Source organism: Streptomyces sp. NPDC017056 (assembly GCF_044332485.1).
Taxonomy (GTDB): domain Bacteria; phylum Actinomycetota; class Actinomycetes; order Streptomycetales; family Streptomycetaceae; genus Streptomyces.
Window position 1 is genome coordinate 208,000 of the sequence record NZ_JBIRPD010000013.1, and the last position, 22,637, is coordinate 230,636.

19 protein-coding genes are annotated in these 22,637 nt (G+C 73.7%); 9 read left to right on the forward strand and 10 right to left on the reverse strand.

Annotated features, from left to right (window positions below):
• Window positions 1-16: 16 nt before the first annotated feature.
• Window positions 17-277 carry a hypothetical protein gene (locus ACH4OW_RS24635; RefSeq protein WP_360134456.1) on the reverse strand — a complete coding sequence of 87 codons (261 nt, stop codon included), beginning with the start codon at window positions 275-277 and terminating at the stop codon, window positions 17-19.
• A 144-nt stretch (window positions 278-421) separates the two neighbouring features.
• On the opposite strand from ACH4OW_RS24635, the gene ACH4OW_RS24640 reads away from it, so the two are divergent.
• On the forward strand, window positions 422-889 hold the full coding sequence (locus tag ACH4OW_RS24640) for a PPOX class F420-dependent oxidoreductase (RefSeq protein WP_360134459.1): 468 nt from the start codon (window positions 422-424) through the stop codon (window positions 887-889).
• Between the two features lie 22 nt (window positions 890-911).
• On the opposite strand, the gene ACH4OW_RS24645 is transcribed toward ACH4OW_RS24640, so the two are convergent.
• Complete coding sequence (locus tag ACH4OW_RS24645; protein ID WP_398030046.1) at window positions 912-1,640, reverse strand: SDR family NAD(P)-dependent oxidoreductase; 729 nt, start codon at window positions 1,638-1,640, stop codon at window positions 912-914.
• A 69-nt stretch (window positions 1,641-1,709) separates the two neighbouring features.
• Between ACH4OW_RS24645 and ACH4OW_RS24650 the strand changes: the two genes are divergently transcribed.
• Both ACH4OW_RS24650 and ACH4OW_RS24655 read left to right on the forward strand, forming a co-directional pair.
• Window positions 1,710-2,249, forward strand: a complete 540-nt coding sequence (locus ACH4OW_RS24650; protein ID WP_398030047.1) for a MarR family winged helix-turn-helix transcriptional regulator — start codon at window positions 1,710-1,712, stop codon at window positions 2,247-2,249.
• 84 nt (window positions 2,250-2,333) lie between these two features.
• Window positions 2,334-3,278, forward strand: coding sequence for a serine hydrolase (locus ACH4OW_RS24655; RefSeq protein ID WP_398030048.1), 945 nt, complete (start codon window positions 2,334-2,336; stop codon window positions 3,276-3,278).
• A gap of 110 nt (window positions 3,279-3,388) precedes the next feature.
• Here ACH4OW_RS24655 and ACH4OW_RS24660 read toward each other — a convergent pair whose 3' ends face one another.
• From ACH4OW_RS24660 to ACH4OW_RS24670, 3 genes are all read right to left on the reverse strand, one after another.
• On the reverse strand, window positions 3,389-4,849 hold the full coding sequence (locus ACH4OW_RS24660; RefSeq protein WP_360134470.1) for a glutamate synthase subunit beta: 1,461 nt from the start codon (window positions 4,847-4,849) through the stop codon (window positions 3,389-3,391).
• Window positions 4,842-9,473: a glutamate synthase large subunit gene (gene gltB, locus ACH4OW_RS24665; protein WP_398030049.1), complete on the reverse strand. Its 4,632-nt coding sequence runs from the start codon at window positions 9,471-9,473 to the stop codon at window positions 4,842-4,844. Before gltB ends, ACH4OW_RS24660 begins: the two co-directional genes overlap by 8 nt.
• Before the next feature lie 311 nt (window positions 9,474-9,784).
• A complete protein-coding gene (locus tag ACH4OW_RS24670) occupies window positions 9,785-10,516 on the reverse strand; it encodes a VIT1/CCC1 transporter family protein (RefSeq protein ID WP_360134670.1) in 732 nt (243 codons plus the stop codon).
• 399 nt (window positions 10,517-10,915) lie between these two features.
• Between ACH4OW_RS24670 and ACH4OW_RS24675 the strand changes: the two genes are divergently transcribed.
• The 6 genes from ACH4OW_RS24675 to ACH4OW_RS24700 are packed head-to-tail and all read left to right on the forward strand — an operon-like array spanning window position 10,916 to window position 17,964.
• A complete protein-coding gene (locus ACH4OW_RS24675) occupies window positions 10,916-12,016 on the forward strand; it encodes an ADP-ribosylglycohydrolase family protein (protein WP_360134476.1) in 1,101 nt (366 codons plus the stop codon).
• Window positions 12,013-13,185 carry an ADP-ribosylglycohydrolase family protein gene (locus ACH4OW_RS24680; protein WP_398030050.1) on the forward strand — a complete coding sequence of 391 codons (1,173 nt, stop codon included), beginning with the start codon at window positions 12,013-12,015 and terminating at the stop codon, window positions 13,183-13,185. Before ACH4OW_RS24675 ends, ACH4OW_RS24680 begins: the two co-directional genes overlap by 4 nt.
• 6 nt (window positions 13,186-13,191) lie before the next feature.
• Window positions 13,192-14,352, forward strand: a complete 1,161-nt coding sequence (locus tag ACH4OW_RS24685; protein ID WP_398030051.1) for an ADP-ribosylglycohydrolase family protein — start codon at window positions 13,192-13,194, stop codon at window positions 14,350-14,352.
• Window positions 14,352-15,782: an ADP-ribosylglycohydrolase family protein gene (locus ACH4OW_RS24690; protein ID WP_398030052.1), complete on the forward strand. Its 1,431-nt coding sequence runs from the start codon at window positions 14,352-14,354 to the stop codon at window positions 15,780-15,782. The genes ACH4OW_RS24685 and ACH4OW_RS24690 overlap by 1 nt, the downstream gene beginning before the upstream one ends.
• The gene (locus ACH4OW_RS24695) at window positions 15,779-17,089 is read left to right on the forward strand and encodes a CaiB/BaiF CoA transferase family protein (protein ID WP_398030053.1); all 1,311 of its coding nucleotides are present in this window, start codon (window positions 15,779-15,781) and stop codon (window positions 17,087-17,089) included. Before ACH4OW_RS24690 ends, ACH4OW_RS24695 begins: the two co-directional genes overlap by 4 nt.
• Window positions 17,086-17,964, forward strand: coding sequence for an aldolase/citrate lyase family protein (locus tag ACH4OW_RS24700; RefSeq protein WP_360134491.1), 879 nt, complete (start codon window positions 17,086-17,088; stop codon window positions 17,962-17,964). Before ACH4OW_RS24695 ends, ACH4OW_RS24700 begins: the two co-directional genes overlap by 4 nt.
• A 78-nt stretch (window positions 17,965-18,042) precedes the next feature.
• Here ACH4OW_RS24700 and lgt read toward each other — a convergent pair whose 3' ends face one another.
• The 5 genes from lgt to trpM all read right to left on the reverse strand — a co-directional run bounded on the left by lgt (window position 18,043) and on the right by trpM (window position 22,635).
• Window positions 18,043-19,002 carry a prolipoprotein diacylglyceryl transferase gene (gene lgt, locus ACH4OW_RS24705; RefSeq protein WP_360134494.1) on the reverse strand — a complete coding sequence of 320 codons (960 nt, stop codon included), beginning with the start codon at window positions 19,000-19,002 and terminating at the stop codon, window positions 18,043-18,045.
• Window positions 19,003-19,072: 70 nt separating this feature from the next.
• Window positions 19,073-19,993: a DsbA family protein gene (locus tag ACH4OW_RS24710; protein ID WP_398030054.1), complete on the reverse strand. Its 921-nt coding sequence runs from the start codon at window positions 19,991-19,993 to the stop codon at window positions 19,073-19,075.
• Between the two features lie 80 nt (window positions 19,994-20,073).
• Window positions 20,074-20,892, reverse strand: coding sequence for a tryptophan synthase subunit alpha (gene trpA / locus ACH4OW_RS24715; protein ID WP_398030055.1), 819 nt, complete (start codon window positions 20,890-20,892; stop codon window positions 20,074-20,076).
• The gene (trpB, locus tag ACH4OW_RS24720) at window positions 20,892-22,196 is read right to left on the reverse strand and encodes a tryptophan synthase subunit beta (protein ID WP_398030056.1); all 1,305 of its coding nucleotides are present in this window, start codon (window positions 22,194-22,196) and stop codon (window positions 20,892-20,894) included. Before trpB ends, trpA begins: the two co-directional genes overlap by 1 nt.
• Before the next feature lie 205 nt (window positions 22,197-22,401).
• Window positions 22,402-22,635 (reverse strand): tryptophan biosynthesis modulator TrpM, encoded by a 234-nt coding sequence (trpM, locus tag ACH4OW_RS24725; RefSeq protein ID WP_398030057.1) that lies wholly within the window; start codon window positions 22,633-22,635, stop codon window positions 22,402-22,404.
• Window positions 22,636-22,637 lie beyond the last annotated feature (2 nt).

Below are 22,637 nucleotides of genomic sequence, written 5' to 3' on the forward strand. Positions count from 1 at the left end.
GGTGATCACCGTCCCGTCAGCGGAAGAGGATGCGGCGGACGGGGCCGCGGGCGAGGGCGGGCACCAGCTTGAGGGCCTCTTCGGCCGCGTCGTTCAGCCCTGCGGCCTCGCTCTCCCGGCGGGCGCGCACCGCGCTCGCCAGGAAGGCGAGGTCGTCGGGCGGGGCGGCGGCGAGGCCGGGCGGCGCCGCCGCGCCGAGCGCCCGCGTCAGTTCCTCCAGGGCGGCGGAGGCTCCGCCCTCTCCGGCCCGTGCGCCTGTACCTGAACCTGTACCCACCTGTCCTCCCGGGGTGCGGCTACGACGGCTGCCCAGCAGCGTCGGCCTGCTTTGACTTTTAGTCAATAGCGCGGACCGCCCGGAACGTTCCGCCCCCGGAACGCCGCCTCCCCCGAGCGCGCTCCACCGCCTAGGCTCGCCCGCATGAGCCCTTCCGTCGCTTCCAACACCCGCGTGGAACTGCCCGGCCTGCTGGAGTTCGTACGCCCCCGGCACCGCGCCGTCCTGCTCACCCGCCGCTCCGACGGCACCCCGCAAGCCTCGCCGCTGACCTGCGGCGTCGACAGCGAGGGGCGCCTGGTGATGTCGACGTACCCGGAGCGCGCCAAGGTGCGCAACGCCCGCCGGGCGCCGTCGGTGAGCGTGCTCGTGCTGTCCGACGAGTGGGACGGCCCCTGGGTGCAGATCGACGGCGAGGCCGAGATCCTGGACGCGCCGGACTCGGTCGAGCCGCTCGTCGAGTACTACCGCGTCATCGCGGGCGAGCACCCGGACTGGGACGAGTACCGCGCCGCGATGCTCAAGCAGGGCAAGTCGCTGATCCGGGTCTCGCCGCTGCGCTGGGGGCCGATCGCCAAGGGCGGCTTCCCCGCCCGTCTCGTCGAGGAGTGAGACCGCCCGGCACGGCGCCCGCTCAACGCGTCTTGTACGCACCCCCGTTGACCTCCAGCACCTGCCCCGTGATGTGCCGCGCGCCCTCTGACGCGAGGAACACCACCACCGCCGCGATGTCGTCCGGCCGCCCCGCACGACCCGTCGCGGTGGCGTCCACCAGCCCCGCGCGCCGCTCGTCGGAGAGCCGGTCACGGAAGAACTCGGTGTCCTCCACGTAGCCGGGCGAGACGACGTTGGCGGTGATGCCGCGCGGGCCGAGCACGTCGGCCAGGTCGAGGTTCCAGGTGCCGAGCCCGGCCTTGGCGGCGCCGTAGGCGCCCAGCGAGCCCGCACCCCTGGCCGCGGCGATCGAGCCGATGTGCACGACGGCGCCACCCGGCGCGAGCCGTTCCTCGACGGCCTTGGTGGTGAGGGCCGCGGTGAGCAGGTTGGCGTCGAGGTTGGCCCGGAAGGCGGCCGCGTACGAGGCGAGGCCGCCGTCCGGCGCGGCATCCAGGTCGGTGTTGCCGCCGGCGTTGTTGACCAGGACGTCGACCGAGGCGGGCAGTTCGGCCAGCAGGCGGTCCAGCGCGGCGGGGTCGGTGTGGTCGCAGACGACCGCGCGGGCGCCGGTCTCCTCGGCGGCCTTCTCCAGGGGCGCGGGGCGGCGGCCGGTGACGGTGACCGCGTCGCCCTGTGCGGCGAAGCGGCGGGCGACGGCCAGACCGATACCGGTGGCGCCGCCGGTGACCAGGATGGTGCGTGACATAAGGTAGCTCCCGACGTCAGTCATTCAGGTCTAAATTTAGGTCTGAACGTAACACCCGCAGGAGGGCCCATGGCAAGTGCGGACGCCCCGTACCCCGTCCAGGAGATCGCCGACGCCTGGGAACGCGAGCGCCCCGGCACCCCGGTCTCCTCCATCGGGATCGTCACGCCCCTCTGGCAACTGGCCAAGCTGCTGGGCGACGACCGGCGCCGGGTACTGGCCCGCGCCGGCGTGGACACCGCCACCCTCGACCTGCTGAGCGTGCTGCGCCGCGCCGGAACCCCGTACACCCTCAGCACCCGCGAACTGGCGGCCCGCTCCATGGTGACGGCCGGCGCGATCTCCCAGCGCGTCGCGCGCGCCGAGCGGGAGGGCCTGGTCGCACGCCGCGCCGGCGAGGGCCGCCCCCGCGCGGTGTGGGTGGAGCTGACCCCGGCCGGACACGCACTGGTCGAGGAAACCGTGGACCAGGTACTGAACCGCGAAGCCGAACTGGTCGACGGCCTCACACCGGACCAACAGAATCAACTCGCGGGCCTACTGAAGCTCCTCCTCCAGGACGTACAGTCACGACTCGGCGACGCCCGGATCACGCAGGTGGGGGAATAGGCCCCGAACCTCGCCGGGCGGGTCCCGGCTTGCCGGCGGCCACGATCAGAAAGGCGGAGAAGCGCCTTGCGCCCACACATAGCCATGTCAGGTACCGGTCAGCGGCGGCTGTCGGCGGTGGTGGTGGTCACCGCCGCGCTGTCCTCGCTCCTCGCGGCCGCGGCCCCGGCGACGGCCGCGGCGACGGCAGACGCACAGCCGACGCCCCCGCAGGTGACCTGTACGTCCGCCAAGGGCGGGCTCGCCGACCGGCTCTCGGAGGACCTCGGCCGGGTGTTGGGTGCGCACACTTCAGGCCATACGTCGTTCGCCCTGTACGAGCGCACGAGCGGCACCCGGTGCGCGTACGACGCGGGCCGGCAGTACGACTCGGCGAGTGTCGTGAAGGTCGTGGTGCTGGGTGCGCTCCTGCGGCAGGCCGAGGACGAGGGCCGCGAGCTGACCGCGGACGAGAAGAAGCTCGCGGAAGCGATGATCACTCAGTCGGACAACGGCGCCACCACCACCTTGTGGAAGCGGATCGGCCTCGCGAGGATAAACGTTTTTCTTCGGCTCGCCGGGATGCACGGCACCGTGCCCGACACGGAGGGGTACTGGGGACTGACCCAGATCAACGCCGCCGATCAGCTCACCCTGCTGGGACTCCTCACCTCCGAGAACTCCGTACTCGGCGGCGCCTCCCGCGCCTATGCCCTGGACCTCATGGGCCGGGTGGTGCCCGAGCAGCGCTGGGGAGTGCCGGCCGGCGCACCGGCAGGGGCGAAGGTGCAGGTGAAGAACGGGTGGTTGCAGCGGAGCAGCGGCGGCTGGCGGGTGCACAGCGTCGGCGCGTTCACCGGTGGGGGCCATGACTACGCGCTCGCCGTGCTGACCGCGGACCACCCGGGCATGGACGCCGGGGTCGGGGCGATCGAAGACCTCTCCCGCGCCGTGCACAAGGATCTCAACGGGACGGCGGGCCCGGTGCGGTCGGCGCGTGCCAGGGTGCTCCCCCGCACCTCGGACGGCTCGCTGGTCCCCGGGCCCTGACGGTGATCCGGTACGCATAGGTTGCGGCGCCTGCCCTCCGGTCGGGGAGGGAGGCAGGCGCCGCTGGTGTTCCGCACGTCGTTGTGCGGGACATCTGTGAGCCGGGGCCGCTACACGGTCAGTGCGCGGTCCGTCGGCTTGATGGGCGCGGGCAGCGCGCTGGCGCCCGCGAGGTAGCGGTCCACACCGCGCGCCGCGGAGCGGCCCTCGGCGATGGCCCACACGATCAGCGACTGGCCGCGGCCCGCGTCACCCGCAACGTACACGCCCGGGACGTTGGTGGCGAAGTCGGCGTCGCGGGCGATGTTGCCGCGCGCGTCCAGCTCCAGTCCGAACTGTGAGACGAGGCCGTTGTCCTGGTCGGTGCCGGTGAAGCCCATGGCCAGGGTGACCAGCTGCGCGGGGATCTTGCGCTCGGTGCCCGGCTTCGGCTCCGGACGGCCGTCCTTGAACTCCACCTCGACCAGGTGCAGCCACTGGACGTTGCCGTCCTCGTCGCCCTCGAAGTGGGTGGTGGAGACGGAGTACAGCCGGTCGCCGCCCTCCTCGTGCGCGGAGGTGACCTTGTAGAGCATCGGGAAGGTCGGCCACGGCTGGTTCGGGTTCCGCTCGTCGCCGGGCTTGCCCATGATCTCCAGCTGGGTGACCGAGGCCGCGCCCTGGCGGTGCGCGGTGCCGACGCAGTCGGCGCCGGTGTCGCCGCCGCCGATGACCACGACGTGCTTGCCCTCGGCGGTGATCGGGGCGACGGTCAGGTCGCCCTCCTGCACCTTGTTGGCGAGCGGCAGGTACTCCATCGCGAAGTGGATGCCGTTCAGCTCGCGGCCGGGGACCTTGAGGTCGCGGGAGGTGGTGGCACCGGCGGCGATCACGACGGCGTCGTAGCGCTTGCGCAGCTTGGCGGCGTCGATGTCCCGGCCGATCTCCACCTCCGTACGGAACTTGGTGCCTTCCGCCCGCATCTGCTCGATACGGCGGTTGATGTGGCGCTTTTCCATCTTGAACTCGGGGATGCCGTAGCGGAGGAGACCACCGATACGGTCCGCGCGCTCGTAGACGGCGACGGTGTGGCCCGCCCGGGTCAGCTGCTGGGCGGCGGCCAGGCCGGCCGGGCCCGAGCCGATGACGGCGACGGTCTTGCCGGACAGGCGCTCGGGCGGCTGCGGGGTGACGTCCCCGTTGTCCCACGCCTTGTCGATGATGGTGACCTCGACGTTCTTGATGGTCACCGGCGGCTGGTTGATGCCCAGCACGCACGCCGACTCGCACGGGGCGGGGCACAGGCGACCGGTGAACTCCGGGAAGTTGTTGGTCGCGTGCAGCCGCTCGCTGGCGGCCGTCCAGTCCTCGCGGTACGCGTAGTCGTTCCACTCGGGGATGAGGTTGCCGAGCGGACAGCCGTTGTGGCAGAAGGGGATGCCGCAGTCCATGCAGCGCCCGGCCTGCTTGCTGATGATCGGCAGCAGCGAACCGGGAACGTAGACCTCGTTCCAGTCCCGGACGCGCTCCTCGACGGGGCGGGTCTTGGCGACCTCGCGGCCGGTGGTCAGGAAGCCCTTGGGGTCAGCCATTGATCGCCGCCTCCATCATCTTCTCGTGGGTCTCGGACTCGGAGAGCCCGGCTCGCTCGGCGGCGTCCTTGGCGGCGAGCACTGCCTGGTAGGTGGCCGGAATGACCTTGCTGAAACGGGCCAGCGCGGCGTCCCAGTCGGCCAGCAGCTTCGCGGCGACGGTGGAGCCGGTCTCCTCCTGGTGGCGGCGCACGACGTCGTGCAGCCACTGCCGGTCGGTGGCGTCCAGCTCGGTGGTCACGGCGGCGGTCAGCTCACGGTTGACGTTGGCCGGGTCCAGGTCGATCACGTACGCGATGCCGCCGGACATGCCGGCCGCGAAGTTGCGCCCGGTCTCGCCCAGGACGACGGCGTGGCCACCGGTCATGTACTCGCAGCCGTGGTCGCCGACGCCCTCGGAGACCACCGTGGCACCGGAGTTGCGGACGCAGAACCGCTCGCCGACACGGCCGCGCAGGAACAGTTCGCCGCCGGTGGCGCCGTAGGCGAGGGTGTTGCCCGCGATGGTCGAGTACTCGGCGAGGTGGTCGGCGCCGCGGTCCGGGCGGACCACGATCCGGCCGCCCGACAGGCCCTTGCCGACGTAGTCGTTGGCGTCGCCCTCCAGGCGCAGCGTGACGCCGCGCGGCAGGAACGCGCCGAAGGACTGGCCGGCCGAGCCGGTGAAGGTGATGTCGATGGTGTCGTCGGGCAGGCCGGCGCCGCCGAACTTCTTGGTCACCTCGTGGCCGAGCATGGTGCCGACGGTCCGGTTGATGTTCCGGATCGCGATCTGGGCCCGTACGGGCTGCGCGGCCTCGGCGGTGTCCGCGGACAGCGCGTCGGCGGACAGCTTGATCAGCTCGTTGTCGAGCGCCTTCTCCAGGCCGTGGTCCTGGACGGCGACCTGGTGGCGTACGGCGCCCTCGGGCAGCTCGGGCACGTGCAGCAGCGGGGCCAGGTCCAGGCCCTGGGCCTTCCAGTGCTTGACGGCCTTGGAGGTGTCGAGCAGGCCGGCGTGGCCGATCGCCTCGTCCAGTGAGCGGAAGCCCAGCTCGGCGAGGATCTCGCGGACCTCCTCCGCGATGAACTGGAAGAAGTTGACGACGTATTCGGCCTTGCCGCTGAACCGTTCGCGCAGCGTCGGGTTCTGGGTGGCGATGCCGACCGGGCAGGTGTCCAGGTGGCAGACGCGCATCATGACGCAGCCGGAGACCACCAGCGGCGCGGTCGCGAAGCCGTACTCCTCGGCGCCCAGCAGGGCGGCGATGACCACGTCGCGGCCGGTCTTGAGCTGGCCGTCGGTCTGCACGACGATCCGGTCGCGCAGGCCGTTGAGGAGCAGCGTCTGCTGCGTCTCGGCCAGGCCCAGCTCCCAGGGGCCGCCCGCGTGCTTGAGGGAGGTCAGCGGGGAGGCGCCCGTACCGCCGTCGTGGCCGGAGATGAGGACCACGTCCGCGTGCGCCTTGGAGACGCCCGCGGCGACCGTGCCGACGCCGACCTCGGAGACCAGCTTCACGTGGATGCGGGCCCGCGGGTTGGCGTTCTTCAGGTCGTGGATGAGCTGGGCGAGGTCCTCGATGGAGTAGATGTCGTGGTGCGGCGGCGGGGAGATCAGGCCCACGCCCGGTGTCGAGTGCCGCGTCTTGGCGACCCACGGGTAGACCTTGTGGCCGGGCAGCTGGCCGCCCTCGCCTGGCTTGGCGCCCTGCGCCATCTTGATCTGGATGTCGTCGGAGTTGACCAGGTATTCGCTGGTCACGCCGAAGCGGCCGGAGGCGACCTGCTTGATGGCGGAGCGGCGCGCCGGGTCGTACAGGCGCTCCGGATCCTCGCCGCCCTCACCGGTGTTGGACTTGCCGCCCAGCTGGTTCATGGCGATGGCGAGGGTCTCGTGCGCCTCCTGGGAGATGGAGCCGTACGACATGGCGCCGGTGGAGAAGCGCTTGACGATCTCCGAGGCGGGCTCGACCTCCTCCAGCGGCACCGCGGGGCGGTCGGACTTGAAGGAGAACAGGCCGCGCAGCGTCATCAGGCGCTCGGACTGCTCGTTCACCCGGTCCGTGTACTGCTTGAAGATGTCGTAGCGGCGCGAGCGGGTGGAGTGCTGGAGGCGGAAGACGGTGTCCGGGTCGAACAGGTGCGGCTCGCCCTCGCGGCGCCACTGGTACTCGCCGCCGATGTCCAGCGCACGGTGGGTGGCGGCGATGCCGGTGGCCGGGTACGCCTTGGCGTGCCGGGCCGCGACCTCCTTGGCGATCACGTCGAGGCCGGCGCCGCCGATCTTCGTGGTGGTGCCGTGGAAGTAGGCGTCCACGAAGGACTGGTCCAGGCCGACGGCCTCGAAGACCTGCGCGCCCCGGTAGGAGGCGACGGTGGAGATGCCCATCTTGGACATGACCTTCAGGACGCCCTTGCCCAGCGCCTTGATCAGGTTCTTGATCGCGGCCTCGGCGTCGGTGTCCTTCGGCAGGAACGTGCCCGCGCGGACCAGGTCCTCGACGGACTCCATCGCCAGGTACGGGTTGACGGCGGCGGCGCCGTACCCGATGAGCAGCGCGACGTGGTGCACCTCGCGCACGTCGCCGGCCTCGACGAGCAGGCCGACCTGGGTGCGCTGCTTGGTGCCGATGAGGTGGTGGTGCACCGCGGCGGTCAGCAGCAGGGACGGGATCGGGGCGTGCTCGGCGTCCGAGTGCCGGTCGGAGAGCACGATCAGGCGGGCGCCGTCCTCGATGGCGGCGTCGGCCTCGGCGCAGATCTCCGCGATCCGGGCGGCCAGTGCCTCGCCACCGCCGGATACCCGGTACAGGCCGGCAAGGGTGACGGCCTTCATGCCCGGCATGTCGCCGTCGGCGTTGATGTGGATGAGCTTGGCCAGCTCGTCGTTGTCGATCACCGGGAAGGGCAGCATGACGCTGCGACAGGAGGCCGCGCTCGGCTCCAGCAGGTTGCCCTGCGGGCCGAGCGAGGAGATCAGCGAGGTGACCAGCTCCTCGCGGATGGCGTCCAGCGGCGGGTTGGTGACCTGCGCGAACAGCTGGGTGAAGTAGTCGAACAGCAGCCGGGGGCGCTCGGAGAGGGCGGCGATCGGCGAGTCCGTGCCCATGGAGCCGATGGGCTCGGCGCCGGCCTTGGCCATCGGCGCCAGGATGACGCGCAGCTCCTCCTCGGTGTAGCCGAAGGTCTGCTGGCGGCGGGTGACCGAGGCGTGGGTGTGCACGATGTGCTCGCGCTCTGGCAGGTCGGCCAGCTCGATCAGGCCCGCGTCCAGCCACTCCTGGTACGGGTGCTCGGCGGCGAGCTGCGCCTTGATCTCGTCGTCCTCGATGATGCGGTGCTCGGCGGTGTCCACCAGGAACATCCGGCCGGGCTGCAGGCGGCCCTTGCGCACGACCTTGGCCGGGTCGATGTCCAGGACGCCGACCTCGGAGGAGAGCACCACCAGGCCGTCGTCGGTGACCCAGTAGCGGCCGGGGCGCAGGCCGTTGCGGTCCAGGACCGCGCCGACCTGGGTGCCGTCGGTGAAGGTGACGCAGGCCGGGCCGTCCCAGGGCTCCATCATCGTGGAGTGGTACGCGTAGAACGCCCGCCGCGCCGGGTCCATGGAGGTGCTGTTCTCCCACGCCTCCGGGACCATCATCAGCACCGAGTGCGGCAGCGACCGGCCGCCGAGGTGCAGCAGTTCCAGGACCTCGTCGAAGGAGGCCGAGTCGGAGGCGTCCGGCGTGCAGACCGGGAACAGGCGCTCCAGGTTGTCGCTGTTGCCGGTGGCGTCCGCGAAGAGCTTGCTGGCGAGCTGGGACTCGCGGGCCCGCATCCAGTTGCGGTTGCCCTGGACGGTGTTGATCTCACCGTTGTGGGCGACGAAGCGGTACGGGTGGGCCAGCGGCCAGCTCGGGAAGGTGTTGGTGGAGAAGCGGGAGTGGACCAGCGCGATGGCGGTGGCGAACCGGCGGTCGGACAGGTCCGGGAAGAACGGCTCCAGCTGCCCGGTGGTCAGCATCCCCTTGTAGACGATGGTGCGCGCGGACAGCGAGGGGAAGTAGACGCCCGCCTCGCGCTCGGCGCGCTTGCGCAGCACGAACGCCTTGCGGTCCAGGGCGAGGCCGGTGTCCTTGCCGTGCTTGTCGGCCACGAACAGCTGGGAGAAGGCGGGCATGGTGGCGCGGGCGCCGTTGCCGAGCAGCTGCGGGGCGACGGGGACGACCCGCCATCCGAGGACGTCCAGGCCCTCTTCGGACGCGATCGTCTCGATCCGCGAGACGGCGGCCGCGGCGTCCTCGGCCACGGACGGCAGGAAGGCGATGCCGACGGCGTACGCGCCGGCCTCGGGCAGACCGAAGCTGACGCTCTCGCGCAGGAACGCGTCCGGGACCTGGAGGAGGATGCCGGCGCCGTCGCCGGAGTCCGGCTCGGAGCCGGTCGCGCCGCGGTGCTCAAGGTTGCGCAGGACGGTGAGGGCCCGCTCGACCAGCGCGTGGTCGGCCTCGCCGGTGAGGGTCGCCACGAAGCCGACGCCGCAGGCGTCGTGCTCGTTGCGGGGGTCGTACATCCCCTGCCGGGCGGGGCGCCCGTCCATGGGCGACCAGGGGGCGGCGCTGGCGCTGCCGGTGGTCGCGGAGTGCGTGGACGCGGAACGCATCGGCTCTCCCAACGTCGTCGTGGCATGTGAACTGCCGAGGGACGACGTTGGCCCTCCGCGAAATTTCGTGCAGGTTACAGGATGGCTCGCTTCTCGAAAAGCGGATAGAGCCTTCCAGCATGCGGACACCACTCGTGGCGGTGGACCGGGGACGCGGACGGACGGATCGGCCTCCGTCGGCGCCGTGAGCGTCGTTTTCGAGCAGGCGACATTGCCCGCAACGCTTGGGCCTTATGCCCGCCCTCCGGCGAGGCGAAACCGCCAAGTAACACTTTAGTTATGCGACGGCCCGCATAGCGCTGCACGAGGCGTCACCCTACGGCCGTACCGAACAATGCGCCCAGGACGTACGTCACACCCGCCGCCGCGCCGCCGAGGGCCAGCTGCCGCAACCCGCTGTACCACCAGGACCGCGCCGTCACACGGGCCACGACGGCCCCGCACCCGAACAGCCCCACCAGCGCCAGCAGCACCGCGGGCCACAGCCGGGAGGCGCCCAGGAGGTACGGCAGCACCGGCAGCAGGGCGCCCAGCGCGAAGGAGCCGAAGGACGAGACGGCGGCGACCATGGGCGACGGCAGGTCGGACGGGTCGATGCCCAGCTCCTCGCGGGCGTGGATCTCCAGCGCCTGTTCGGGGTCCTTCGACAGCTGCTTGGCCACCTCGCGGGCCAGCTCGGGCTCCACCCCGCGCGACTCGTAGAGCGCGGCCAGCTCCGCCAGCTCGTCCTTGGGGTGTTTGCGCAGCTCACGGCGCTCGACATCCAGCTCGGCGAGGACCAGCTCACGCTGCGAGGCCACCGAGGTGTACTCGCCGGCGGCCATCGAGAAGGCGCCCGCGGCCAGGCCCGCCAGGCCGGTGATGACGATGGTCTGCTGCGAGACCGCGCCGCCCGCGACACCGGTCATCAGGGCGAGGTTGGACACCAGCCCGTCCATCGCGCCGAAGACGGCGGGGCGCAGCCAGCCGCCGTTCACGTCGCGGTGCGTGTGGTTGTCCCGGTGGGCGATGTGCGTGGGCGCCGACGCGTCCATGACTTCCATGACGGACATGAGATGACCCGTTCCCTTCTCGCGAGGCGTGGGCCGGTACCGGCGCTTCCCCCTCCAACACTTCGAAGCTATGCGCCACTTGCCCCGCCGCGCTAGCAAGGAAGGCCGAACTTACCTCTCTGACCTGCGGTTTTACGGGCGGCGCCGCCGGTGGTGAGGCGGGGATCACAGGGGGCGGACTGTGGCGGGCCGTGCGCCTGCCCGCGGAAATCCCCCGCCGCCCGAGGGGTGGGGAGCCGGATTTCGGTAAACGTTTTCAGTAGCCGGTGGGCAAGGGGGCGGCGGGACGGGAGCGGTACGGGCCGGCGTGACCACCACCCCCGTGTCCGGGTGCTGACATGAGGGCGCGCCCGCGCCCGCTCCCGTACCGCTCGACAGATCGGCACGCACATGAGCGCACTGCACCTCCCGCAGCCCCAACCCCCGTCACCCCGGCGCCCGCTGCTGCGTCCCGTACCACCGGCCCCCTCCCGGGCCGCCGACGGCCACGGCGCCCTGCGGGAACGGGCCCGCGGCGCGCTGCTCGGGCTCGCCGTCGGCGACGCGCTCGGCGCCCCCGCCGAGAACATGAAGCCCTCGCAGATCCGCCGGCGCTGGGGCCGTATCGAGGGTTTCGTCACCGACGACCCGGCCGGCACGGACGACACCGAGTACGCCGTCTTCTCCGGGCTGCTACTGGCCCGGCACGGCTCGTCGCTCACCGTGGCGCACGTCGAGGCGGCCTGGCACCGGTGGATCGCCGACCTCGACGAAGGCCCGTTCCGCGGCGCGGGGTTCAGCGAGCGCGGCACCCTGGAGAACCTGCGCCGGGGCCTGGCCGCCCCCATCTCGGCCCAGCACCGCCACGCCTGGAGCGACGGCCTCGCCATGCGTGCCGCCCCCTTCGGCGTGTTCGCCGCCGGCCGTCCCGCCGAGGCCGCCCGCCTGGTCGCCGTGGACGGCACGGTCAGCCACGACGGCGAGGGCATCCACGGGGGCCGGGCCGTGGCCGCCGGGGTCGCCGCCGCCATGGTGGCCGGGTCGGTGGACGCCGTCGTCGCGGCCGCGCTGTCCGTGGTCCCCGAGGACTCCTGGACCGCCCGTTCACTGCGCCGGGCGGTCGCCGCGGCGCAGCGCTCCCGCCGTACCCCGGACAGCACCCGGCTCGGTACGGAACGCGCGGTCCGCTCCGCCGTCGTCATCGGCGGGTACCCGTGGACCGACCTCGCCCCCGAGGCCGTCGGCCTGGCCTTCGGCGCGTTCGCGGCGTCCGGCGGCGACTTCGCCGCGTCGGTGCTGACCGCGGTCAACATGGGCCGGGACGCGGACACGACGGCGGCGGTCGCCGGCGCGCTGGCCGGGGCGCTGGGCGGCGACGGCGCCATACCCGGCGACTGGTCCCGGGCCATCGGCCCGGTCCGCGGCAGCTGCCTGCCCTCCATGGCGGGCTACCACGTCCTGGACGTCGCCGAGTTGCTCACCCCCGCCCCCGGCGGGGCGACGGCGCCGTGACCGGCGGGCCACGGGTACCCGCCGATGACGACGGCGGAGCGGACCGCATCGAGGGACTGCTGCTCGGGCTGGCCGCGGGCGATGCCGCCGGGTGGCCGGCGGCCCGGCACCGGGCGGCGCGGATGCCGGAGTGGACCCGGCGGCTGACCCGGGAGCTGGACACCTTCGCCGAGCAGAACGCGACGACCACCCTGCCCGTGCCCATCGCCCTCAACCAGCCGCCCGAGCCGCTGCGCCTGGGCCCCTCGGACGACGCCGAGTGGGCCGCCTTCACCGCGCGGGCCGTGCTCGGTGCCGCCGGTGCGACGCTCAGCGGCCCGGGCCGGGGCCGCCGGACGCGCGCCTCCATCGACCTGGCGTGGAGCGCGCTGGCCGACGAGATCGCCGCGGCCGCCGAGCGGGCGCCCGAGGTGGAGTCGGCGGTGCTGCCGCTGCGCGCCCGGATCTCGGTACGCGCCGGGCTCGGCAACCTCGCCGCCGGGCTGCGCCCGCCCGCAACCGGCCACGACAACCCGCACTTCTTCGACGACGCCGCCTGCGTACGGGCCTGTGTGCTGGCCGTCGCGCACCCCGGCGACCCGCTCGCGGCCGCTGAGCTGGCGGAGTTCGACGCCCGCTACACCCAGGACGGCGACGGGGTGCACGGCGCCCGCGCCATGGCCGCTGCGGTCGCGGCGGCGCTCGGCGGCGCCACCGCGGACGCCTGCGCCGACGCGGCGCTGGCCCAGCTGCCGGACGGTACGGAGATCCGCCGCAACGCCCTGCACGCCGTACGGCTCGCCCGCGCGCCCGCCACCGGCCGGTCCGGCACCGCGTTCGTCCTGGTCCCCACCCTGGAGCACGAGATCGTCGACCACGTCTACAGCTACGGCATCGCCGCGGCCGAGACGGTGCCCGTGGCCCTCGCCCTGGGCATCGCGGGCGGCGGCCGGCTGGCCGAGGCCGTACCGGCCGCCGCCTGCCTCTCCCGCGTCGCCGACTCGGCGCCCGCCCTGACCGGCGCGCTGACCGGCGCGATCGGCGGCGCGGCCGGCGTGCCCGGCTCCTGGCGCGACGCGTGCCGCACCCTCTCCGGGTGCGCGCTGCCCCGGCTGGCCGGCACCGACCTCGTCGAACTGGCCGCACTGCTCGCCCGTACGGAACCGACGTCCCCGGAACGGAAGGACTGACCGGCCATGACGCATCCCGCATCCCCCTGCCCGTCCCTGGAGGACCGCGCGACCGGCTGCCTGGCCGGCGCCGCGGTCGGTGACGCCCTCGGCGGGCCCGTCGAAGGGTGCACACCGGAGCAGATCGTGGCGCGGCACGGCGGCCGCGTCACCGGCATCGTCGGCCCCTTCCACGACGATTGGCGCACCGCGCGCCCCATCGCGCCGTACCACAAGGGCGACGGGCACGTCACCGACGACACCCTCATGACGCACGCGCTGGTGCGGGTCTACGAGAAGGTCCGCGACCACCTGGACGCGTACGCCGTCGCCGAGCACCTGGTGCCCGACCTGATGGGCACCCCCCGCTGGATTCCCGAACTGGAGGCCGAGGCGCTGCCGCTGCACCGCCTCTTCCTCGCCGAGAAGTGGCTCGTGGCCCGGCTGCACTACGCACACGCCGATCCGCGCGAGGCGGGCGTCGGCAACATCGTCAACTGCGGTGCCGCGATGTACATGGCGCCGGTCGGCATCGTCAACGCCGGTCACCCCGAAGGGGCTTACGCGGAGGCGCTGGACATCGCCGGCGCCCACCAGTCCTCGTACGGGCGGGAGGCGGCGGGCGTCTTCGCGGCCGCCGTGGCCGCCGCCTTCAAGCCGGGGGCCACGCCCGCCTCCGTGGCCGAGGACGTGCTGTGCCTCGCGAAGGACGGGACGCGGGCCGCCGTGGAGGCCGTCTGCGCCGCGGCCGGGGACCACACGGACTTCGAGTCCGCGTTGGAGCCGCTGCGCGCGGCCGTCGCGCCCTTCGACACCGTCGGCCCCGCCTACCGGGAGCCCTCCCTCGGGGCGCGCCGCCCGTCCCGGCTGCACTCCATCGAGGAACTGCCCGTCGCCCTGGGCATGTTGCTCGTCGGCGCGGGCGACTTCCGCCGTACGGTCCTGGGCTCGGTCAACTACGGGCGCGACTGCGACTCCATCGCCACCATGAGCGGCGCGCTCGCGGGCGCCCTGCACGGCGAGCGCGCGATCCCGCCGGACTGGGCCGCTGACGTCGCCCGTGCGAGCCGGCTCGACCTGCGGGCCCCGGCCGTGGCGCTGGCCGGGGTCGCCCGCGAGGTCTTCGCCAAGGACCGGCGGCGACGGCTCGGCCACGAGCGCGCCTTCGCCGCGATCGCGGGTGCGTGATGGCCCGCCGGCAGCCGGGCGGGACCCCCGGCGCGCTGCGGCTGACCTGGGTGCAGCCCGAAGATCTGATCGGGCACGAACTGCGGCAGGCGGCCGAGGACGGGCGGGACGCCTCGGCCGTCGAACACCGGTGGTACACGGCGGGCGGCCGCCCCGCCCCCGCGCGGTCCGGCGCCTCCCCCCGGCCCGCCGACCCGCGGCTGCGCGCCCTGGCCGACCGGCTGCTCGCCGAACTCGCCGCGCTCCCCTCCCCGTTGGCCGCCGACGAACCCACCGACCTGCCCGCGATCAAAGCCGCCTGCCCCTCCTGGCCGGCCAAGCCCGCCACCGCACCCGACCCGCCCCAGGCGCTGCGCCCCCGCCTGGAAGCCGCCTGGCTGGGGCGGGCGGCCGGGTGCCTGCTCGGCAAGCCGGTCGAGAAGCTGCCGCTCGCCGGCATCCGGGCGCTCGCCCGCGCCACCGGCAACTGGCCGCTGCACGACTGGTTCACCGCCGTCGGCCTGGACCCCGCGCTCGCCGCCCGCTACCCGTGGAACCGGAGCAGCCGCGCCACCTCGCTCGCCGAGAACATCGACGGCATGCCCGAGGACGACGACCTCGACTACCCGGTGCTCGGACTCCTGCTCCTCCAGCGCCACGGCCACGGCTTCCGCACCACGGACGTGGCCAGGCTCTGGCTCGCCGAACTGCCCGCCGGGCGGACGTTCACCGCCGAGCGCGTGGCGTACCGCAACCTCCTGGACGGCATCGAACCGCCGCACACCGCGACCCACCGCAACCCCTTCCGGGAGTGGATCGGCGCGCTGATCAGGGCGGACGTCTTCGGCTTGACCCACCCCCGCGACCCGGCCGGCGCGGCGGAGGCGGCCTGGCGGGACGCGACGCTCAGCCACACCGCCAACGGCGTGTACGGCGCGATGTTCGCGGCGGCTGCCATCGCCGAGGCGGCGGGCGGGCACACGGACGTGCACGGCTGCCTGCGGGCCGGGCTCGCCGTCGTACCCGGGCGGTCCCGCCTGGCCACGGCCGTACGGTTCGGCATCGAGACGGCGCGCGCCGAACCCACCGGGACCGACGCCGGTTTCGCGGCCGTCGTCGACCGGCTCCACCTCGCGTACGGACACCACCACTGGGTGCACGTCGTACCGAACGCGGCCCTGCTCGCCGCCGCCCTCACCCATGCCGGCGGCGCCTTCACCGGCTCCGTCTGCCGGGTGGTGTCCGGCGGCTGGGACACCGACTCCAACGGCGCCACGGCCGGTTCGGTCGCCGGTCTCCTCGCGGGGTCGCCGGACGCGCTGCCCGCCCGCTGGACGGCACCGCTCCGCAACCGCCTCGCCACCACCGTCGGCGGCCTGGACGGCATCGGCTTCGACGCCCTCGCGGACCGCACGGCGGCACTGGTCGCCGGCCGCCCCGCCGCGCCATGAGCACCCCGGTCCCCGGCCCCGCCCCACTCCCCCCGCACCGCGAGAAAGCGAGGCGCCCCGTGCACCAGCCCCCAGGAAGCCGGCCACCCGAGCAGCCCGCACCGCCGGCCGCCCCCTCCCCCGGCCCCCTGGCCGGGTTGCGCGTCCTCGACCTGGCCACGCTGTTCGCCGGGCCCCTGGCCGCCACACTGCTCGGCGACTTCGGCGCCGAGGTCGTCAAGGTCGAGCACCCCCGGCGCCCCGACCCGTCCCGCGGGCACGGCCCCGCCAAGGACGGCGTCGGGCTGTGGTGGAAACTGCTCGGCCGCAACAAGCAGACGGTCACCGCCGACCTCGCCACCCCGGGCGGCCGGGACGTCCTGCTGCGCCTGGCCGCCACCGCGGACGTCGTGATCGAGAACTTCCGGCCCGGCACCCTGGAGAAGTGGGGCCTCGGCCCGGCGGAGCTGGCCGCCGCCCAGCCGGGGCTGGTGCTCGCCAGGGTCACCGGGTTCGGCCAGTTCGGGCCGTACGCCCACCGCCCCGGCTTCGGCACCCTCGCCGAGGCGATGAGCGGCTTCGCCGCGCTCACCGGCGAGCCGGACGGCCCGCCGACGCTGCCGCCGTTCGGCCTCGCCGACTCCGTCGCCGCGCTGACCACCGCGTTCGCCGTGCTGGCGGCGCTGCGCGGCCGGGAGAGCACCGGCCGTGGCCAGGTCGTGGACCTCGCCATCATCGAGCCGATGCTGACGGTCCTGGGCCCGCAGCCCCTCTGGTACGACCAGCTCGGCCACGTCCAGGCGCGTACCGGTAACCGTTCCGCCAACAGCGCCCCGCGCAACACCTACCGGACCGCCGACGGCGCCTGGCTGGCCGTCTCCGCTTCCACCCGGTCCGTGGCGGAGCGGGTGCTGCGCCTGGTCGGCCACCCGGAGTTCGCCGCCGAGGAGTGGTTCGAGACCGGCTCGGGGCGGGCCCGGCACGCCGACGAGCTGGACGCGGCGGTCGGCGGGTGGATAGCGCGGCACGGCGCGGACGAGGTGGTGGCCGCGTTCGAACGGGCCGAGGCGGCGGTGGCGCCGGTCTGCGACGTCCGCGGGGTGATGGCGAACGAGCAGTACCGGGCGCTCGGTTCGATCACCGAGGTCCCGGACGGCGAACTGGGCACCATCCGGATGCAGAACGTCCTCTTCCGGCTCTCCGCGACGCCGGGCGCCATCCGGTGGGCGGGCCGCCCGCACGGCGCGGACACGGACGCGGTGCTGACCGGCCTGCTCGGTCTCCCGGCGGCGCGCGTCGCCGCCCTGCGCGCCGAGGGCGCCGTATGACCGCCACCGCGGCACCGGCCGCCGTCCCGCCGCTGACCTGGCTGTACGTGCCGGGCGACCGCCCCGGGACGGTCGCCAAGGCGCTGGCCTCCGGGGCCGACGCGGTCGTGATCGACCTGGAGGACGCGGTCGCCGCCGACCGCAAGACCTACGCCCTGCGGGCCACCGCCGAGCTGCTCGCCGAACCCCGGCCCACGGGCACCCCCGCGCTCCACGTCCGTGTCAACGCGCTCACCGGCCCGCGCGCCGCGACGGAGATCCGGCTGCTCGCGGCCCTGCCCGCGCTGGCGGGGCTGCGGCTGCCCAAGGTGTGCACGGCCGCCGACGTCGGCCGCGCCGCGGCCTGGGCGGCCGCGGCCTGCCCAGGCCGCGCGGAGGGGGTGCCCCCGCTGTACGCGCTGCTCGAAACCGCGCTCGGCGTGGAGAACGCCTTCGCCGTCGCCACCGCGCACCCGGCGCTGTGCGGCATCTCCCTCGGCGAGGCCGACCTCCGGGCCGAGCTGGGCGTACGGGACGAGGACGGGCTCGGCTGGGCCCGCGGCCGTACGGTGGTCGCCGCCCGCGCGGCCGGGCTGCCGCCCCCGCCGCAGTCGGTCTTCACCGACGTGCGCGACACCGAGGCGCTGGCGCTCTCGTGCGCGCGGGGCCGGGCCATGGGATTCCTCGGCCGGGCCGCGCTGCACCCCCGCCAACTACCGGTGATCGAACGGGCCTTCCTGCCGACCGCCGAGGAGGTCGAGGGGGCCGTGGAGGTGGTGCGGGCGGCGGCCGCCCGCACCGGTGCCTGCGCCCTGCCGGACGGCCGTTTCGTCGACGCGGCCGTGGTCGCAGCGGCGCGCCGGGTCCTCGCGCTCGCGACCCGCCGGCCCCGGTGAGCCCGCAGGAAACGGCGGAGGCCGCCCCGGCCCCATCGGGTCGGTGCGGCCTCCGGCCGGGCGGTGCGGCGCCGTGCGTCAGGACTCCTTGCCGCTCTTGGCCCCGGTGTCCTTCGTCAGCTTCGCGGCGCTCCTGACGGTCTTGGCCGCCTTGGCGTCCTTGCCGGTCCCGGCGTCCTGCGGGTCCTCGGCGTCCCCGCCGTCCGTGACCGCGTCCTGCGCCCCCGGCTCGACGACCTCCTCGCGGCCCGGGATCTTCTTCGCGGAGATCACCAGGTAGGCGACGGAGACGACCAGGCCGATCAGCGCGGTCCACACGTTCAGGCGCAGGCCCAGGATGTGGTGGGCCTCGTCCACCCGCATGTACTCGATCCAGGCGCGGCCCGCGCAGTACGACGCCACGTACAGCGCGAACGCCCGCCCGTGGCCCAGCTTGAAGCGCTTGTCCGCCCAGATCACGAGCAGCGCGACACCGACGCACCACAGCGACTCGTAGAGGAACGTCGGGTGGTAGGTGCCGCCGACCCGGCCGATGGACGGATCGTCGGCGATCTTCAACGCCCACGGGACGTCGGTCGCGCGGCCGTACAGCTCCTGGTTGAACCAGTTGCCCCAGCGGCCGATCGCCTGGCCCAGCGCGAGGCCCGGCGCCAGCGCGTCCATGTAGGCGGGCAGCGGGATGCCGCGCCGCCGGCAGCCGATCCAGGCGCCCAGCGCGCCGAGCGCGACGGCGCCCCAGATGCCGAGGCCGCCTTCCCAGACCTTGAAGGCGTCGAGGGGGTGGCCGCCCTTGCCGAAGTACGGCTCGTACGTCGTGATGACGTGGTAGAGGCGGCCGCCGACGAGCCCGAAGGGCACGGCCCACACGGCGATATCCGCGACGGTCCCGGAGCGGCCGCCGCGCTGGATCCAGCGCTTGTTGCCGAGCCAGACACCGACGAAGACGCCGATGATGATGCAGAAAGCGTAGCCGCGCAACGGAATCGGGCCGAGGTAGACGACACCGGTCGAGGGGCTGGGAATGAATGCGAGGTCCATGGCAGGGACGACGCTACCGCGCCAGGTGGGCACGGCGACAACCCACCCGGCTACGGCTGTGTAACGACCCTTACGGAGCCGGCACCCCGCTCGCCGCCCCGCCCGGGTGCTCCGCACCGGCCCCGGCGCCGTGCCCCGTACCGGCGCCGTGCCCCGTACCGGCTCCGTGGCTCGCGCCCGCGCCCGTGCCCTCGTTCTTGCTCTTGTCCTTGCTCTTGTTCTTGTCCTTGGCGGCGTCCCGCACCTTCTGCTTGAGCTGGTCGGGAGTGAGGTTCTTCTCGTCCGCCAGGTTCTTGCCGTCCAGCAGGACCGTCGGTGTCCCGCGGTACCCGGTGTTGGTGAAGGCGCTGTTGGACTTGTGCACGAAGTCGGTGTACTTGCCGTCGTTGACGCACCGGGTGAAGGCGTCACCGGCCAGTCCGGGGACCTTACCGGCCAGTTCGATCAGGTACTTCTTGTCGGCGAACCGGTCCTGCTGCTCGGGCGGCTGGTTGTCGTACAGCACGTCGTGGTACTCGCGGAAGCGGCCCGCGTCCTGGGCGCACATCGCGGCGTTGGCGGCGGTGACGGACCCCTTGCCGCCCATGCCGGCGTCGATGATCGTCGCGAGGTGGTAGTCGCTCTTGAGCTGCCCGGAGTCCTCCAGCTCGTGGATGGCGCCGCGGAAGCCCTTCTCGAACTGGGCGCAGGCGGGGCAGCGGAAGTCCTCCCACACGGTGAGCGTGGCCGGGGCCTCCTTCTTGCCGACCGGCACCGCGGGCTTGTCGCTGTCCTGCGCCCCCTTGGGCACGGCCACCGCGCCGGTGCCGCCGGAGTCGTCGCCGGAGGAGGCCGCCCAGACGCCGATGCCGCCGGCCACGACCAGCACGGCCACCACGGCCCCGCCGACCTTCCACTGCCGGCTGCGCCGCTCGCGCGCCTTTTCCTTCGCCCGCTGGGCTTGCAGCCGCTCACGGGCACTGTTCTTTTTGTCTTGATTGTTCTGGCTCACGCCCCTGAACAACGAAGCGGAGGGGCGCCGTCGCACCCCTCCGCCGCGTTCTTCGTCCTAACGAGGGACACCGGCGCGCGTCAGCCCCGCTTGCGCACCCCGGCCGCCAGTTCGCCCGCCAGCTCGCGGACGCCCGCGAGGCCGGCTTCCAGGTCGTCCCCGGCGTCCAGCAGCCGCTTGACGAAGGCCGACCCGACGATGACCCCGTCCGCGAACTGCGCGACCTCGGCGGCCTGTTCGGCGTTCGAGACGCCGAGGCCGACGCAGACCGGCAGGTCGGTGGTGGCCCTGGTGCGCGCGACCAGGTCCTGCGCCTCGCGGCCGACCGACTCGCGGGTGCCGGTGACGCCCATCAGCGAGGCCGCGTACACGAACCCGCTGCCCGCCGCGGTGATCTTCGCCAGGCGTTCGTCCCGGCTGCTCGGCGCGACCACGAACACGGTGGCCAGACCGTGCTGCCCGGCGGCCGCGCGCCACACCCCGGACTCCTCGACCGGCAGGTCGGGCAGGATGCACCCGGCGCCGCCCGCGGCGGCCAGGTCGGCGGCGAACCGCTCGACGCCGTACGCGTCCACGGGGTTCCAGTACGTCATGCACAGCACCGGCGCGCCGGTCGCCGCGTGCACCTCGCCGACCGTGCGGATGACGTCCTTGATCTTGACGCCGCCGCGCAGCGCGATGTCGTCGGCGGTCTGGATGACCGGGCCGTCCAGGACCGGGTCGCTGTGCGGCAGCCCGATCTCGACGACGTCGCAGCCGCCCTCGATCATCGCCGTGACGGCCCGTACCCCGCCGTCCACGGTCGGGAAGCCGGCCGGCAGGTAGCCGACCAGCGCGGCCCGGTTCTCCTCCTTGGCCGCGGCCAGGGTGCTGCCGAGCAGTTGGAGGTTGCCCGCCATCACTTGCTCCCCTCGTCGTGCGCGCCGAGCGCGGTGTCCGTGGCGTCGGTGTCGTCCGCCTCGACCACGTCGTCGGCGGGCGCCCCGTACAGCCCGAAGTAGCGGGCCGCGGTGTCCATGTCCTTGTCGCCGCGCCCGGACAGGTTGACCAGGATCAGCCCGTCCTCGCCCAGTTCGCGGCCGAGCTCCAGCGCGCCCGCCAGCGCGTGCGCGCTCTCGATGGCCGGGATGATGCCCTCGGTCCGCGACAGCAGCCGCAGCGCCTGCATCGCCGCGTCGTCGGTGACGGCGCGGTACTCGCCGCGCCCGCTGTCCTTGAGGTAGGAGTGCTCGGGGCCGATGCCCGGGTAGTCCAGCCCGGCGGAGATCGAGTACGGCTCGGTGATCTGGCCGTCCTCGTCCTGGAGGACGTAGGAGCGGGAGCCGTGCAGGATGCCGGGGGTGCCCTCGGTGAGGGTGGCGGCGTGCTCGCCGGTCTCGACGCCGTGGCCGCCGGGCTCGCAGCCGACGAGCCGTACGGAGGCGTCCTGGAGGAACGCGTGGAACAGGCCGATGGCGTTGGAGCCGCCGCCGACGCAGGCCACCGCGGCGTCGGGGAGGCGCCCGGCGCGCTCCAGGATCTGGCGGCGCGCCTCGACGCCGATGACCCGGTGGAAGTCGCGGACCAGGGCCGGGAAGGGGTGCGGCCCGGCGACCGTGCCGAAGAGGTAGTGGGTGCGGTCGACGTTGGCGACCCAGTCCCGGAACGCCTCGTTGATGGCGTCCTTGAGGGTGCGGCTGCCGGATTTCACGGCGATGACCTCGGCGCCGAGCATCCGCATCCGGGCGACGTTCAGGGCCTGGCGCTCGGTGTCGATCTCGCCCATGTAGATGGTGCATTCGAGGCCGAAGAGGGCGCAGGCGGTGGCGGTGGCCACGCCGTGCTGGCCCGCGCCGGTCTCGGCGATGACGCGGGTCTTGCCCATGCGCCGGGTGAGGAGCGCCTGCCCCAGCACGTTGTTGATCTTGTGCGAGCCGGTGTGGTTCAGGTCCTCGCGCTTGAGGAAGATCCGGGCGCCGCCGGCGTGTCCGGCGAACCGCGGCACTTCGGTCAGGGCGCTGGGCCGGCCGGTGTAGTTGACCATCAGGTCGTTCAGCTCGGCGGCGAAGGCCGGGTCCGCCTTGGCCTTCTCGTACTCGGCGGCCACCTCGTCCACCGCGGCGACCAGCGCCTCCGGGATGAACTTGCCGCCGAAGGCGCCGAAGTACCCACCGGCGTCCGGGACCTGGCCCTCCGGGTCCGGGATGAAGAAATCAGAAGACATCCGACGTACTCCTCGATCGGGGCACAGGCCCCGGAAGTATGGATATGCGGGCATCACAGCATGCGGTACGCCTCGACCACCCCGCGTGCCTCCCGTACCGAGAGGGAACGGCGGAGCGGAGTGTGGCGTGACGGAGCGCTGCGCGTGCGGGCGGCGGGGCGCGACTCCCGGCAGGAAGCCCTGGCCCACGCCCGGCGACGAGCGGTTACAGCGCGCCGTTACGGCGCCATCGCCTGCCGTTGATCTGGCCCGGCTCCGCGCCGATGTGATACCTGACCCGCCGCCCGTGCACCCGGCGCGCCGGCGCCCGGCAGCCACGCGGCCGGCAGCCGCGCCCCAGCGCCGCGTGCGGATCGCGCGCGGCACCGGCCGCGGCGAGCACGCCGGACGGGCCCGGGAGAGGCCCGGGGCCGTGGCGGTGGAGGCGGGCGGCGGTCATGG